This is a genomic window from Streptomyces lomondensis (assembly GCF_014651035.1).
Classification (GTDB): Bacteria; Actinomycetota; Actinomycetes; order Streptomycetales; family Streptomycetaceae; genus Streptomyces; species Streptomyces lomondensis.
The window spans coordinates 238,878-253,578 of the sequence record NZ_BMWC01000003.1 but is presented as its reverse complement, the minus strand read 5'-3'; the positions used below and the strand labels follow the sequence as shown (position 1 = coordinate 253,578).

The window sequence follows — 14,701 nt, the reverse complement described above, 5'->3', positions numbered from 1 at the left end:
GTTGCGGGGCGGGCAGCGGAGGTGGCCGCGGTGGGCGATGCCGGGCCGCGGCGGGCGGGCGACACCGGGCCGCTGCCGGGGGCCGACCCCAGGCCACTGCCGGGGGCCGACGCCGTGGTCGGCGATGGCGCTGACGTCTGATCGGCGCTCCGGGGCGACGACTTGGCGGCCAAGGCCGACGTCGGAGCCGGAGCCGACCCGGCGGCCGAAACCGGCGTCGGTGCCGGTGCGACGGTCGAAGCGGAGGTCGGCGCCGGCGCGGCGACCGAAACCGGCGTTGATGCCGGTGCGACAGCCGAAACCGACGTCGGCGCCGGCGCGGCGACCCCAACCGAGGTCGGCGCCGGTGCGACGACCGAAACCGACGTCGGCGCCGGCGCGGCGGCCGAAACCGGCGTCGATGCCGGCGCGACGGCCGAAACCGGCGTCGATGCCGGCGCGGCGGCCAAAACCGAACTCGGCGCCGGTACGGCGGATTCGCCGAGCGGGCACCGGCCGCTGCCGGTCTCCGTCACCCGCGCGGTGCCGACCGGTGCCGGCCGCTCACGGACCGGCGTCGCCACGCCCCGCGGTGCCGCCTCCGTCCCCGTCGCCTGTGGGCTCATGACGCTCCGCCCGCCGGGCGGCACAGGGCCAGGAGGTCGGTGTGGTGGACGGTGACGCGCAACTCGCCCGCGGCGCAGGCCGCCAGGCGGTCGGCCAGGTAGGCGTCGGCGAGGACCCGCAGGTCGGGGCGTTGCTCGACGGCGGCGCCGACCCAGCCGCGCAGCCACTGCTCGGTCAGCGCGGCCTGCTCGGGCCCGAGTCGCCAGGGGCTCGGGTGCAGCCGTACCGTCGCGCCCTGCTCGGAGAACGCCTCGGCCGCCGCCGTGACCGCGTCGGGGCCGAGCAGGCCGTCGCGGCGCTGGTGGTCGTTGAACGCCTGGGCGATCTCCGAGTCCAGCGGGTGGGACGGGGTCAGTTCCACGCGCCCGGCGACGGACAGCGTCAGCAGGGCGGGGCAGCCGGCTCCGGCGCAGGCGGCGGCGAGGGTGTCGATCTCCTCGCGGGTGAGGACGTCCAGCAGGGCGGACGCCGTCACCAGGGACGCGCCCTGGAGGGCGTCCGGGGTGAGGCGGGCGACGTCACCGCGCCGCGTCTCCACGCTGACCCGGCTGCCGTCGGCGGCGGAGCGCGGGGAGGCGACGGCGGCGAAGTGCAGCAGGTAGGGGTCGCGGTCGTGCAGGATCCAGTGCTGGGCGCCGTCCAGGCGGGAGGCGAGCCAGCGGCCCATCGAGCCGGTGCCGCAGCCCAGGTCGTGGATGACGACACCGCCCGACTTGCCCGGCAGGTTGGCGAGCCGGATGCGCAGCGGGTCGAGCAGGTCGTGCGCCCGCGCGGCGGCGTCGGCCGGTTCCCGCAGCTCCAGCCACTCGGGCGCGTAGCGGGGCGGATCGTCGGGATCGGCCTCGCGCAGCTTCACGGTGGGCCGCGAGCCGGCTTTCCCGCTGGGTCCGGCGCCCGGGATGACGCCGTCGGCGCCCTGCCCCGGCACGGCGGCCGTGCCGCTGGGTCCGACACCCGCGGCGACGGCATCGACAGCCTGCCCCGGCACGCGCTTCCCGCCGGAGCCGACACCAGCCACCACCGCGTCACCAGCCTGCCCCGCCCCGGCCTTCCCGCCGGAACCGACACCAGCCACCACCACGTCACCGGCCTGCCCGACCCCGGACCCGCCGCCGGAGCCAACCCCCACCATCACCGCGTCGCCAGGCTGCCCCACCCCGGGCTTCCCGCCAGGCCCCGCGCCCGGCAGCACGCCGTTCGTCGGCTCGGCGGTCTCTCTCGGCCCGGGCTGGGCCGGAATCGTGCCGGTCTGCTGGGTCGTCGCCGGGTTCGTCATGCGGCCCTCCGGGGTTCGGTCGGGAGCCGGCGCAGGACCGCCGCCAGGCTCTGTGCGGTCGCCGCCCAGCCGCCGAGGGCGGCGCGGCGGCCGCGGGCGGCGGCCTTCAGGCGGCGCCGTACGTCCGCCTCGCCGAACCAGCCGCGCAGTTCGGCGGCGATGGCGGCGGGGTTCTCCGGCGGGACGAGGATGCCGGGCACCCCGCCGTCGGGAGCGCGCCCGACCGCCTCGGGGACGCCGCCGACGTCCGTGGCCAGCACGGGGATGCCACGGGCCAGCGCCTCGGTCACCGCCATGCCGTACGTCTCGGCGTACGAGGTAAGGACCATCAGGTCGGCCGTGGCGTAACTGGCGTCGAGCGCGGCGCCGGACTGCGGGCCCGCCAGCTCCAGCCGGTCCTCCAGGCCGTGCTTCCTGATGAGGGACCGCAGATGGGCGACGTACTCCCGGTCCTGTGTGAGACCGCCGACGCACACGCAGCTCCACGGCAGGTCGGTCACCGCGGCCAGCGCCTCCACCAGCCGGTGCTGGCCCTTGCGCGGGGTCACGGCTGCCACGCACAGCAGCCGCGACACACCGTCGGTGCCGGGCGCGAGGGGCGCGATGTCGGCGCCGGGAGCGGCGACATGAACCCGCTCGGGGGGCAGGCCGTGGTGGGAGACCAGGCGGCGGACCGCCCAGTCGCTGGTGGCGATCACGGCCGGCACGGCCCGCAGCACCGTCCGTTCCCTGGCGTCCAGGTCGGCGGCCACGGCCGGGTCGAGCCCGGTCTCGTCGCCGAGCGGGAGATGGACGAGAACGGCCATGCGCAATCGTTCCGCCTCCGGCACGACGATCTCCGGCACGCCGCAGGCCACCAGCCCGTCGAGCAGGACGGCGGCGCCGTCCGGCAATCCGGCCAGGGCGCGGGCGAGTTCCGTACGGGCCGCGGCCGACGGCCGGGGCCAGTCACCGGCGACGGCGTGCTTGGTCACCTGCCAGCCGAAGCCGGGCAGGTCCAGGCAGACGCGCCGGTCGTAGGCGTTGCCGCCGCTCGGGGTCGCCGGGTCGTCGACGCCGCCCGGCAGCACGAAGTGCACCGTGCGCAGGGACATGGGGATGATCTCGGCGTTCTTCAGAGCGGCGTGCTGCACCGGAACGTAGTTCAGCCGCGCCGGTGCCGGTCCGGTCGGCCCGGGCCGCTCGATGGTCGTGTCGGTCACAGCGCACGCTCGTAACTCGCCCAGGCGATGTGCGACTCGTGCAGGGTGACGGTGAGGCCCGCGATGCCCTTGGCGCCCTCGCCCAGCGCGCCCTTGTGGATGCGCTCGGCCAGTCGGTCGGCGATGACCTTGGCGAGGAACTCCGTGGAGGTGTTGACCCCGGCGAAGTCGGGCTCGTTGTCGAGGTTGCGGTAGTTCAGCTCGCTGACGACCGCCCCGAGTTCCTGGGTGGCCAGCCCGATGTCGACGACGATGTTGTCCTCGTCCAGCTGTTCGCGCCGGAATGTGGCGTCCACGAGGAACGTGGCCCCGTGCAGGCGCTGGGCCGGCCCGAAGACCTCGCCACGGAAGCTGTGGGCGATCATGATGTGATCGCGGACGGTGATGCTGAACAACGGACGACCCTCCAGGTGCGGCGCGTCTGCTCCCCCGCTATGGCTGCCGGGGATGCCGTGTATTACGGCTCGTTGCCTTCCCCTGTTCAGCCTCGGGTACGTCTTTTCTCAGGTCAGGCGTAGCGGACGCGGTGGCACAACGCCGGGATCTCGCCCGAGGCGAGCTTCGGCAGCACGTCCGGCAGGTCCTCGAAGGCGGACTCGCCGGTGACGAGGGCGTCGAGCGCCGGATCCGCGAGCAGGTCGAGGGCGAGGGCGAGCCGGTCGGCGTAGGTGCGGTTCGGGCGGGCCGGGGAGACGGTGCCGACCTGGCTGCTGCGGATGACGAGCCGCCGGGAGTGGAAGGCCTCGCCGAGCGGCACACCGACCTTCCGGTCGCCGTACCAGCTCAGTTCGAGGACGGTCCCTTCGGCGGTGAGCAGTTCCAGGGACCGGGCCAGGCCCTGATCGGTGGCGCTGGCGTGCACGACCAGGTCGCAGTCCCCGGCGGCGTTCTCGGGCGTGGCGAAGCCGACGCCGAGCGCCTCGGCGACCTTCGCGCGGGCCGGGTCGGCGTCGACCAACTGGACGCGGACGCCGGGGAACCGGGCGAGCAGCGCGGCCACCGAGCAGCCGACCATGCCGCCACCGACGACCGCGATCCGGTCGCCGACCAGGGGCGCGGCGTCCCACAGGGCGTTGACGGCGGTCTCCACGGTCCCGGCGAGCACGGCCCGTTCGGCGGGCACGGTGTCCGGGACGGGCGTCACGGCACGCGCCGGCACGACGTAGCGGGTCTGGTGCGGGTAGAGGCAGAACACCGTACGGCCGGCGAGCGCGGCCGGTCCCTCCTCCACCACGCCGACGTTGAGGTAGCCGTACTTCACGGGGCCCGGGAAGTCGCCCTCCTGGAACGGTGCCCGCATGGCCGTGTGCTGGCTGACGGGCACGCCGCCGCGGAAGACGAGCGTCTCGGTGCCGCGGCTCACACCGGAGAACAGCGTGCGGACCAGCACCTCGCCCTCGCCGGGGTCCGGCAGGGCGACGTCCCGGATCGCGCCTCGCCCGGGCGAGTCGATCCAGAACGCACGTCCGGTGTGCTTCATCGAGGTCCTCCTGAACGATCGGGAAGCTGCTTGCGTACCGAGGGGTGCACAGGCCGCGCACAAGGTAGCGGCGTTGATCGACTCTGTCACACGGCCGGAGGGTGTTCGGTGGCCCTGAACAACACTTACGACGCGAGGCTCGTACAGCAGGAGACCGCCCTGGGGGCGGGTGTGCAGGTCCTGCTGCTGGCCCTGATCGGTAGCGCGATCGGGATGGGCCCGGCGGGCTGGCTGACCGGCCTCGCGTTCGCGATCGCCACCTGGGCGGTGCTCTCCCGGGCCCTGCACCGCTCGCGGCTGCGCTCGTTCGGCACGGCGAACCGGGTCACCCTCGGCCGGGCCACCCTCGTCGGCGGGGTCACCGCACTCGTCGCGGACTCCTTCCAGAGCTCGCCGCCCGTGTCGCTGTTCGTCGGCCTGACGGCGGTGGCGCTGATCCTGGACGGCGTCGACGGCAAGGTGGCCCGCCGCACGGGCACCTCGACGCCGCTGGGCGCGCGCTTCGACATGGAGGTCGACGCGTTCCTGATCCTGGTGCTCAGCGTGTACGTGTCCATGCAACTGGGCCCGTGGGTCCTGCTGATCGGCGGCATGCGGTACGTCTTCGTCGGCGCCGCCCGGATCTGGCCCTGGCTGACCGCCGCGCTCCCGCCGAGCACCGCCCGCAAGACGGTCGCCGCGCTCCAGGGCGTACTGCTGCTGCTGGCGGGCGCCGATCTGCTGCCCTACGCGGCCAACTTCGCCGTCGCGGCCCTGGCGCTGGGCCTGCTGGTGTGGTCGTTCGGGCGGGACGTGCTGTGGCTGTACCGGACCTCGCGGGTCGAGAAGGCCCCGGCTCCGCGGCAGGTGCGGGAACTGGTCGCGGGCTGACGCCCGGGCCGGTCAGCCGTCAACGCCCCGGCCGGTCAGCCGTCGAACCGGTCGCGCGCCGTCTCGATGTGCCCGAGGTACTCATGGGTCCAGCCGCAGATCAGGTCGACCGTGGCGCGCAGGGCCCGGCCCGGTTCGGTGAGGGTGTACTCGACCTTCGGCGGCACCGTGGGATGCACCTTCCGGTCGACCAGGCCGTTGCGCTCCAGCATCCGCAGGTTCTGGGTGAGCATCTTGTGGCTGACGCCCTCCACCTCGTCGCGCAACTCGCTGAAGCGCAGGGTGCGTTCACCGAGGGCCTCGATGATCAGAAGCGCCCACTTGTTGGCCACGTCCGAGAAGATCTCCCGCGCCAGGGAGTCCGCCCGCCGCAGGTCCGCGTTCTCGGGCAGGTCCCTCAACTGCTTGGTCACCATCTGGTTCCCCAGTCACCGAAAAGTGCGTTCTTCCAGGTCGGCACTCACTCTCCTACGGTTTCCGAGTAACCGCAAGAGAGCGTGGACCCCATCGGACTCCACGCTCGACGGAAGGACGGGAACCATGACCACCCTCGACGTCTACGACCACGGCATCCCCGCCGAGAGCCACTTCGGCTACGCGCAGGCGATCCGCTCCGGCGATCTGATCCATGTCTCCGGACAGCTCTCGTTCGACGAGGCGGGCGGCTTCAACCCCGAGGACGACCTCGCCGCCCAGCTCAAGCAGACCTACGCGAACCTCGACAGGGTCCTGGCCCACTACGGCGTGACGAGCAACCAGATCGTCTCCCAGACCCTGTACGCGGTGGACCTGGTGCGCAACGCCGAGGTGGTGGCCGAGGGCAACAAGGCGTACTTCGGCACGCACCGCCCGGTCAGCACGGCCCTGGGCGTCACCGAACTGACCTTCCCCGGACAGCTCGTCGAGATCAGCTGCGTGGTCGACACGAAGCTGCCCGCCTGAACCGGCCGGTTTCAGCGACGCGTTCCGGTGCCCACCAGGGTCCGCTCGTACGGGTCGAGGAGCACGCCCCGGACCTTGGTGGAGACGCCGGCGATGATCTGCTGGTGCGCCAGCGGCACGACCGCGTCCGTGCCGAGGATCGCGGCCTCGGCGGCCATGGCGGCGTCCTGCCGCTCGCCCGTGCCGTCGGTCCTGTCGGCCTCGGCGACGGCTCGGTCGACCTTCTTGTCGCACAGCCGGGCGAGGTTGTAGCCGCCGTCGCAGGTGTAGTCACTGGCGAGGATGCCGACGGGGTCGCCGGTGTCCAGCAGGCTGTTGCGGGCGCCGATGAACGCGTCGAACTTCCCGGCGAGCGCGTCGCTCTCCAGCCGCGAGTACTCGCGCACCTCCAGCTTGACCGTGAAGCCGGCCTTCTGGAGTTGCTGTTGCACGACCTGGGCGACCTCGGGGAGCTCGGGCCGGTTGTCGTAGGTGGCGAGGGTGATCCGCGTACCGTCGGGCCGGGCGGGCTTCGCGCGTCCGGCCGGCTTCACGCGCTTGCTCTCGGCCCAGGTGACGGCGGGGCCGTAGATGCCCGCGCCCGGGTCGGCGTAGCCCTCGAAGACGCCCTTGACGAGGGCGGAGGAGTCGATCGCGGTGCGGGCGGCGGCGCGCAGCTCCGGGTCCTTGAAGGGACCGGTCCGCGTGTTGAGCTGGAGGCTGGTGGTCCGGGTGGTGCCGGCTTCCTTGAGGGTGGCCTGGTCGAGCGTGGCGGCCTGGGCGACGGGGATCGCCTCGGCGATGTCGACGTCGCCGGTGCGTACGGCGTTGGCGCGGGCGGTGCCGTCCTTGACGAAGCGCGCGTCGATGCCGGAGGCCTGGGCGCGGCCGCCCCAGTAGTCGTCGAAGCGGTCGAGGGTGGCGGAGCCGCCGCCGTTGACCTCGGTGATCTCGAAGGGGCCGGTGGCGGTGCCGACCGGGTCGGGGCGGCCCGCCTTCCCGTACGCCTTCGGGGAGAGGATCGCCAGGCTCGGGCTGGACAGGCGCATGGGCAGGACGGGGTCGGCGGCGGCGGTGGTGACGCGCAGGCCGCGGTCGCCGTCGGCCTCGGCGGTGAGGGTGACACCGGCGAGGGCGGCGGGCGCGGGCTTCGCCCGGGTGGCGCGGGTGAGGGCGGCGGCCACGGCGGACGGGGTGACGTCCGTGCCGTCCTGGAAGGTGGCCTCGCGCAGGGTGAACCGCCAGGTGCGGTCGTTCTCGCGGCGCCAGGACTCGGCGAGTGCGGGGGCCGCGGCGCCGTTGGCGTCCAGGGCGGTCAGGCCCTCGGTGACGCCGAGGCGGCTGAGCAGCGTGGCGTCGGCTCCGTACGGCGAGAAGTTCTCGGCGGGCGGGAAGGCGAGGGCGACGCGCAGCCGGGAGCCCGACTGCCCGCCGTCCGACGACGGCTCCCCGCCGGGGGAGGCGAAGCAGCCGGCCAGGCACGGGACGAGGGCGAGGGCGGCGAGGAACCGGGGGCGGGGCTTGATGCTGAGGTCACGCACTTGCACAGCATATGCATCAGCGGGAACGGGCCGATCAACCGGGGGATGCACGACTGAAGCCCCCTCCAAATCCCATACGGCCCAAGCAATTTGACAGCCCGGCGCACACTCCTCGAATGTAGCCACATGACATCCATTTTCAAAAAGGCGGGTGGGTCGTGAGGGTCGCGTTCGTCGGCAAGGGAGGCAGCGGCAAGACGACGCTGTCGGCGCTGTTCTCCCGCCATCTGGCGCGCTCCGGCGCGCCGGTCCTCGCCATCGACGGCGACATCAACCAGCACCTGGCCGAGGCGCTCGGCGGCGAGGAGAAACCCGCACTTCCCCTGGGCGCGCACCTGCCCGGGATCAAGGACTACCTGCGGGGCACGAACCCGCGCATCACCTCCCCCGAGTCGATGATCAAGACGACTCCGCCGGGCCGCGGCTCCCGCCTGCTGCGCCCGCTCGGCGACGACGAACTGCACGCGCGGCATCTCGGCCGGGCGGGCGGCGTCCCCCTCATGGTCACGGGCGAGTTCGACGAGTCCGACCTGGGCGTGGCCTGCTACCACTCCAAGCTCGGCGCGGTCGAGCTGTACCTGGGCCATCTGGTGGACGGCCCCGGCGAGTACGTCGTGGTCGACATGACGGCGGGCGCGGACGCCTTCGCCTCCGGCCTGTTCACCCGTTTCGACCTGACGTTCCTGGTGGCGGAACCCACCCGCAAGGGCGTCTCGGTCTACCGCCAGTACCGCGACCACGCCGAACAGTTCGGCATCCGCATCGCGGTCATCGGCAACAAGGTGACGTGCGAGGACGACCTCCTCTTCCTCAAGGAGCACGTGGGCGACGACCTCCTGACCCACCTGGAGCAGTCCCCCTGGATCCGCGCGGCCGAACAGGGCCGGGAGCGAGGCGAGCTGGAACCACACAACCGGCACGCCCTGAACATCCTGCGCGAGGCCGTCGACTCCCACCCCCGCGACTGGGACCGGCTCCACCGCCACGCGGTCGAATTCCACCTGCGCAACGCCCGCGCCTGGGCGGACGCCCGCACCGGCGAGGACCTGGCGGCCCAGGTGGACCCGGACTACGTCCCCGGCGGCCCGGTCACCGCCTGACCCCGCCACCCCTCAGCGACAGTCACCGACAACCAGACAGGACGTCCCCTCATGTCTCTCGACGTATCCGACCGGCTCCTCGCCGAGGCCGAACGCGGCGACATCCGCGAGGAGGACTTCGTGGACACGGTCCGCACGTCCCTCCCCTACGCCTACGCCCTGATCGCCTCCCTGGCCACCGACCTCCACGCCGGCCGGGCGGAGTTCACGGACAACCAGACCCCTCCCCCGTCCGAACAGGAACGCGGCCAACTCCTGCGCGCCCTCGCCAGCGACGCGATCCGCACCAGCCTGGAACGCCACTTCGGCATCGCCCTGGCCTTCCAGAACTGCCACCGCGTGGCGGCGTTCCGCCCGGAGTCCCGGGACGGCGAGACGTACACCCGCTTCACGTCCGCACGCTCCCAGATCCTGAACCAGTCACCGGAGTTCAGGGACTGCTGACGCCGTCCAGGAAGGCGGCCAGGGCTGCCACGAACGGCCCCGGACCGTCCAGCCAGGGAAAGTGCCCTGCCCCGCTCTGCACCACGAGCTCGGCGCTGGAAAACAGTCCCGCGTACTCCTTCATCACACGCGCAGGCGCCGCCACGTCGTACTCCCCGGCGAGGACGAGGACCGGCGAGGGGAACGCGGCAAGGGCGGTCCGGGTGGCGTCGGGGTCGAAGGCGCCGTCGGAGGTGTACAGGGCAGCCGCCTCGTCGTTGCGCTGGAGCTGCTCCGCCGCACGGAAGGCCCGCGCCTCGTCGTCCCATCGCCCGTACCAGAACGGCGCGACCGCGTCCCAGTCCCCGTCCGCCCCCCGGCCGGACGTGATCGCATCCAGGGACGCGTACGCCGGGGCGAACCACGGTTCGTCCCGGCGCAGTCGGGCCGTCTCCAGGCGGTCCTCGGCGGTGATGCCGAGGCCGACGGCGAAGACGCTGGGCGTGACGAGGGCGAGCCGGCCCACGCGGTCCGGATGACGGGCCGTGTACAGGGCGGCCAGGTTCGCACCGGCGGAGTGCGCGAGCAGGTCCATCCGCTCCAGCCCCAGCTCCACCCGCAGCGCCTCGACGTCCTCGACCTGCCGGTCACAGCGGTACGACGCCGTGTCCCCCGGCACCGCCGACCGGCCGGTGCCGCGGAGGTCCAGCCGGATCAGCGTGCGGTGGGCGGTCAGGCCCCCCAGGTCCCCCAGGTAGACGGAGTCCTGCATGGGGCCGCCGGGGAGACAGACCAAGGGCGGGCCTTCTCCGGTCACGTGGTAGGCGAGGGTGGTGCCGTCCGGGGCGGTGAAGGCGGGCATGGGGGCGAGACTGACAGCGGGTGGTGCCGGGAGCAACTGGATTTCCGTCGGGGACGTCCACCGTGCCGTCGTCGGTGGTGTCCTACCCGTGCGGTCGGGGCGGCCCCCTCCTGCTACGGGAGGGGACCGCCCTGGGCGCTACCGGACCGGGGTGGCGACGGCAGGCGCCGGTGCGTAGCCGGTGGGCCGGGACGTGAAGGTGCCGCGGCCCTGGGTGCGGCTGCGCAGCCGGGTCGCGTAGCCGAACAGTTCGGCCAGCGGCACGGTCGCGGTGACGACCGCGGCGCCCGCGCGGGTGGCCGAGCCGGTCACCCGGCCGCGCCGGGCGGCGAGGTCGCCGAGCACGCCGCCCACCGCGTCCTCGGGCACGGTGACCGTGACCTCGGCGACCGGCTCCAGCAGGACCATCGCGCAGGCGCGCAGGGCCTCGCGGAGACCGAGGCGGCCGGCCGTGCGGAACGCCGTGTCCGAGGAGTCCTTCACATGGGTCGCCCCGTCGGTGAGCGTGACGCGCAGCCCGGTCACCGGGTGCCCGCCGAGCGGCCCCTCGGCGAGGGCGTCCCGGCAGCCGGCCTCGACGGCGCGGACGTACTCCTGCGGCACCCGTCCGCCGACGACAGCCGAGCGGAAGTCGAAGCCTCCCTCCTCGTACGGCTCCACGTCGAGGACGACATGGGCGAACTGACCCGCCCCGCCGTCCTGTTTGACGTGCCGGAACACCAGCCCGGACACGCCCCGTCCGACGGTCTCGCGGTAACTGACCCGGGGGCGGCCGACGTTGACCTCCAGCCCGAGGTCGCGGCGGAGCTTCTCCACCGCCACCTCCAGGTGCAGTTCGCCCATGCCCGACAGCAGCGTCTGCCCGGTCTCCGGGTCGGTCCGCACGACCAGCGACGGGTCCTCCTCGGTCAGCCGCGCCAGCCCCGACGCCAGCCGGTCCGTGTCACCGGCCCCGCGGGACTCGACCGCGACCGACACCACCGGCTCGGGCACACCCGGCGGTTCCAGGACGAGCGGGGCGTCGGGCGCGCACAGCGTCGAGCCCGCCCGGGCCGACTTCAGCCCGACGACGGCGACGATGTCACCGGCGACCGCCCGGTCCAGTGGTGCGTGCCGGTCGGCCTGGACGCGCAGGATCCGGCCGATCCGCTCGGTGCGCCCCGCGCTCGCGTCCCACAGCGTGTCTCCCTTCTCGATCGTCCCGGAGTAGATCCGCAGATACGTCAGCCGTCCCGTCGCCGTGGCGTGCACCTTGAACGCGAGCGCGGCCGGCGGTGCGTCCGGGTCGGCGGGCCGGTACTGCTCCTCGCCCCGGTGCGTGCCGCGGACCGGCGGCACGTCCAGCGGCGACGGCAGGTAGGCCACGACGGCGTCGAGCAGCGGCTCGACACCGCGGTTGCGGTACGCGGAGCCGCACAGCACGACCACGCCGTCGCCGCTGCGGGTCAGGTCCCGCAGCGCCGAGGCGAGGGTCCGCTCGCCGAGCGTGCCGGTGTCGCAGAACTCCTCCAGCGCGCCCGGGTGGAGTTCCGCCACGGCCTCCTCCAGCGCCCGGCGACGCGTGCGGGCCTCGTTCCGCAGTCCGTCCGGCACCGGCGCGTCCTCCAGGGCGTCGCCGCCGGGCCACAGCAGCGCGCGCATGCGGACGAGGTCGACCACGCCGGTGAAGGCGTCCTCCGCGCCGACCGGCAGCTGCACCACCAGCGGGGCCGGGTGCAGCCGTTCCCGGATCGACGCCACGGCCGCGTCGAGGTCGGCACCGGCGCGGTCCATCTTGTTGACGAACGCGATCCTCGGGACGCCGTGCCGGTCGGCCTGCCGCCACACCGACTCGCTCTGCGGCTCCACCCCGGCCACCGCGTCGAACACGGCCACCGCCCCGTCGAGCACCCGCAGCGCCCGCTCCACCTCGTCGGCGAAGTCGACGTGCCCCGGGGTGTCGATCAGGTTGATCCGGTGGCCGTCCCAGGAACAGCTCACCGCCGCGGAGAAGATGGTGATGCCCCGGTCCCGCTCCTGCGGATCGAAGTCGGTGACGGTCGTGCCGTCATGGACCTCGCCGCGCTTGTGCGTGGTTCCGGTGGCGAACAGGATCCGTTCGGTGACGGTGGTCTTGCCGGCGTCGACATGGGCGAGGATGCCGAGGTTGCGGACGACGGCGAGGGGACTCCGGTGGGTGCGCACGGCCCGTGGCCTTTCGGTGCGATCAGGAAAAGGGCAGCGCGATCTCCGGGCGAGCAGGGCAGGGCGGCACAGGCGCGCCCTGCCGACGGCACGTCAGAAGCGTGTTCTCAGGCACTCGTCCCGGTCATCCGGCGCCGGCCGCGCAGCAGGCACCGGAGCGACGAGGACACGAGGATCACCTCGTAGCGCGACAGGGAGACGGTGACAGCGGTGTGGTCACGCATGGCCGTCTCCCTTCGTCGTCACGGTGGCGCGTCGCTCGGTCGTGGGCGGCGCCTGGTCTGTGCCGAGTGTAGGAAGGGCGGAAGGGGCGGGGCCAGGGATTTATTCCGGCGGGGTCGGGGTGTCGTGGGTGCGGTACATCGCCTGGACGTCCAGCTCCAGTTGCACCGTCGGGCCGACCACCGCGATGCCCCGGGCCAGCATGGAACGCCAGTTGAGGGTGTAGTCCTCGCGGTGCAGCTCCGCCGTGGCCAGGGCCGCGCAGCGCAGTTCCTGGCCGTAGCCGCCGTTCACCGTGCCCAGGTACGTCGTGTCCAGCGAGACCGAGCGGCTCACGCCGTGCATCGTGAGGGAGCCCAGCAGGGTCCACTTGCTGCCGCCCCTATAGGCGAAGCGCGCGCTCGTGAAGTCGATGTGGGGGAAGCGCTCGACGTCCAGGAAGTCGGCGGACCGCAGGTGGTTGTCGCGGGTGGTGTTGCCGGTGTTGATGCTGGAGGCGTCGATGCGGACGTGCACGCGCGAGTCCGTCATGTCCTGGGCGATCTGGATGCCGCCCTCGAAGCGCTCGAAGCGGCCGTGGACATGGGCCATGCCGACGTGCTTGGCGATGAACCGGATCGCGGTGTGCGGCGGGTCGAAGAGCCAGGTTCCGGGCGTCGGCAGCTGGAGGGCCTCGGCCGGTGCCAGCCAGACGCGCTCGGTGGGCGTCGACGTCCCCGCCACGATCTCGATCGTCTCGCGGTGCGGCCGCAGGCCCTGCGCCGAGATCAGCAGGCTGTACCGGCCGGGCGGCAGCGCCGCGAGGAAGTAGCCGTACGGGTCGGTCGTGCCGCGGGCGGCGACGCGGTGGGTGTCCAGGGCGGTCACGGTGGCGTCCGCGGCCGCCAGGGGCGAGCCCATCGGGTCGACGACCTCGCGGGCCACGGCACCGGCGCCGGGCGGAAGGGGGAGGGCGAGGCCCGCCGCTGCGGCGGAGGTGCTCTTGAGCCACCGGCGCCGGAGCAGTGCGAGGGCCATGTGGTTCACCTTTCTTCGGGTGTGCGGGCGTACGGCGGCGGTTCCGCGCACGCCGCACGCCCGCACCTTGCTGCGGTCACACCCCCTCGTCGATCCTGACGGACCGGGCTTCGCCACGGGTGTCTCAATACGAGACAGTCAGGACCGCTCCCTGAAGACGTCCGCGTGCTCCGCGGCCCACTGGGCGAAGGTGCGCGCCGGGCGGCCGGTGACCTTCTCGACGGTGCCGGCGACCGTACGGCCCACCTCGGGGGTGTTCCCGTACGCCTCCAGCAGGAAGCCGATGACGTCCTCCGGGAGGAACGCCGCCCGCCACCGCGCGATCGCCTCCTCCTCGGTCAGCTCGACCAGGGTGATCTCCCGGCCGGCCGCGGCCGCGATCGTCTTCACCTTGTCGCCGACGGTGAGCACCTCGGGGCCGGTGATCACGTACTCCTGGCCCGCGTGCCCCTCCTCGGTGAGCGCGACCGCGGCGACGGCGCCGATGTCGCCCTCGTGGACCATGGCGCTGAGGCGGTCGACGAACGGCTCCCGGACCTCGCCCGAGGCCGCGATCCCGTCCGCCCACTCCAGGGCGTTGGCCATGAACTCGACCGGCATGAGCACGGTCCAGCTCACCTCGTCGTCGGCACGCACCGCGTCCTCCAGCGGGGTGGGCCCGCCGCCGTGCAGCACGGTGATCCGGCGGACTCCGGCGGAGCGGGCCAGTTCCAGGATGCGCGGGCCGGTCTCCAGCGGAGTGAAGGCGGCCCCTCCGAAGGTGATCAGGTGGAGGCCGGTGATCCCCTCCAGGGCCGGGCCCAGGCCGTCCGGGGCGGTCAGGTCGCCCTCGACGATCTCGACACCGGGCGGGAGGGCGGCCTTCGCGGCGTCCCGCGTGAGGGCGCGGACCTCGTGGCCCCGGGCGAGCAGTTCCGCGACGACCTGGCGGCCGACGGTGCCGGTGGCGCCGGTGACAAGGATCTTCTGCGTCTGAGTCATGCCACGACCGTAGGAG

At 73.4% G+C, this 14,701-nt stretch carries 15 protein-coding genes; 5 read left to right on the top strand and 10 right to left on the bottom strand.

The genetic code is table 11. The features are described from left to right. The first annotated feature begins 162 nt into the window (after positions 1-162). Entirely contained in the window at positions 163-660 is a 498-nt protein-coding gene (locus tag IE255_RS12590; RefSeq protein WP_190050301.1) for a hypothetical protein, read from the top strand. Here the strand turns inward: IE255_RS12590 and IE255_RS12585 are convergent. From IE255_RS12585 to IE255_RS12570, 4 genes are all read right to left on the bottom strand, one after another. Next, positions 602-1,738 (bottom strand): methyltransferase domain-containing protein, encoded by a 1,137-nt coding sequence (locus IE255_RS12585; RefSeq protein ID WP_372487629.1) that lies wholly within the window; start codon positions 1,736-1,738, stop codon positions 602-604. The genes IE255_RS12590 and IE255_RS12585 overlap by 59 nt on opposite strands. A gap of 140 nt (positions 1,739-1,878) precedes the next feature. After that, complete coding sequence (locus tag IE255_RS12580; protein WP_190050300.1) at positions 1,879-3,084, bottom strand: glycosyltransferase family 4 protein; 1,206 nt, start codon at positions 3,082-3,084, stop codon at positions 1,879-1,881. Further along, positions 3,081-3,479, bottom strand: a complete 399-nt coding sequence (locus IE255_RS12575; protein WP_010043117.1) for a 6-pyruvoyl trahydropterin synthase family protein — start codon at positions 3,477-3,479, stop codon at positions 3,081-3,083. The genes IE255_RS12580 and IE255_RS12575 overlap by 4 nt, the downstream gene beginning before the upstream one ends. Positions 3,480-3,592: 113 nt before the next feature. Further along, positions 3,593-4,564, bottom strand: a complete 972-nt coding sequence (locus tag IE255_RS12570) for a zinc-dependent alcohol dehydrogenase (RefSeq protein ID WP_190050299.1) — start codon at positions 4,562-4,564, stop codon at positions 3,593-3,595. A gap of 108 nt (positions 4,565-4,672) precedes the next feature. Here IE255_RS12570 and IE255_RS12565 point away from each other — a divergent pair, with 108 nt between their 5' ends. Next, entirely contained in the window at positions 4,673-5,434 is a 762-nt protein-coding gene (locus IE255_RS12565; RefSeq protein WP_190050298.1) for a CDP-alcohol phosphatidyltransferase family protein, read from the top strand. 35 nt (positions 5,435-5,469) lie between these two features. Here IE255_RS12565 and IE255_RS12560 read toward each other — a convergent pair whose 3' ends face one another. Further along, positions 5,470-5,850, bottom strand: a complete 381-nt coding sequence (locus tag IE255_RS12560; RefSeq protein ID WP_190050297.1) for a winged helix-turn-helix transcriptional regulator — start codon at positions 5,848-5,850, stop codon at positions 5,470-5,472. A 124-nt stretch (positions 5,851-5,974) separates the two neighbouring features. Here IE255_RS12560 and IE255_RS12555 point away from each other — a divergent pair, with 124 nt between their 5' ends. Beyond that, positions 5,975-6,376, top strand: coding sequence for a RidA family protein (locus IE255_RS12555; RefSeq protein ID WP_190050296.1), 402 nt, complete (start codon positions 5,975-5,977; stop codon positions 6,374-6,376). An 11-nt stretch (positions 6,377-6,387) separates the two neighbouring features. On the opposite strand, the gene IE255_RS12550 is transcribed toward IE255_RS12555, so the two are convergent. After that, positions 6,388-7,902, bottom strand: coding sequence for an ABC transporter substrate-binding protein (locus tag IE255_RS12550; protein WP_190050295.1), 1,515 nt, complete (start codon positions 7,900-7,902; stop codon positions 6,388-6,390). Between the two features lie 152 nt (positions 7,903-8,054). On the opposite strand from IE255_RS12550, the gene IE255_RS12545 reads away from it, so the two are divergent. Next, positions 8,055-8,996: an ATP-binding protein gene (locus tag IE255_RS12545; protein WP_190050294.1), complete on the top strand. Its 942-nt coding sequence runs from the start codon at positions 8,055-8,057 to the stop codon at positions 8,994-8,996. Positions 8,997-9,047: 51 nt separating this feature from the next. Beyond that, positions 9,048-9,440: an SCO5389 family protein gene (locus IE255_RS12540; RefSeq protein WP_190050293.1), complete on the top strand. Its 393-nt coding sequence runs from the start codon at positions 9,048-9,050 to the stop codon at positions 9,438-9,440. On the opposite strand, the gene IE255_RS12535 is transcribed toward IE255_RS12540, so the two are convergent. The 4 genes from IE255_RS12535 to IE255_RS12520 all read right to left on the bottom strand — a co-directional run bounded on the left by IE255_RS12535 (position 9,427) and on the right by IE255_RS12520 (position 14,685). Then, positions 9,427-10,281 (bottom strand): alpha/beta fold hydrolase, encoded by an 855-nt coding sequence (locus IE255_RS12535; protein ID WP_190050292.1) that lies wholly within the window; start codon positions 10,279-10,281, stop codon positions 9,427-9,429. The genes IE255_RS12540 and IE255_RS12535 overlap by 14 nt on opposite strands. A 138-nt stretch (positions 10,282-10,419) precedes the next feature. After that, the gene (gene fusA / locus IE255_RS12530) at positions 10,420-12,465 is read right to left on the bottom strand and encodes an elongation factor G (protein ID WP_190050291.1); all 2,046 of its coding nucleotides are present in this window, start codon (positions 12,463-12,465) and stop codon (positions 10,420-10,422) included. 324 nt (positions 12,466-12,789) lie between these two features. Then, positions 12,790-13,704, bottom strand: a complete 915-nt coding sequence (locus IE255_RS12525; protein ID WP_190050290.1) for a YceI family protein — start codon at positions 13,702-13,704, stop codon at positions 12,790-12,792. A gap of 138 nt (positions 13,705-13,842) precedes the next feature. After that, positions 13,843-14,685, bottom strand: coding sequence for an NmrA family NAD(P)-binding protein (locus IE255_RS12520; RefSeq protein WP_190050289.1), 843 nt, complete (start codon positions 14,683-14,685; stop codon positions 13,843-13,845). Between the last annotated feature and the right edge of the window lie 16 nt (positions 14,686-14,701).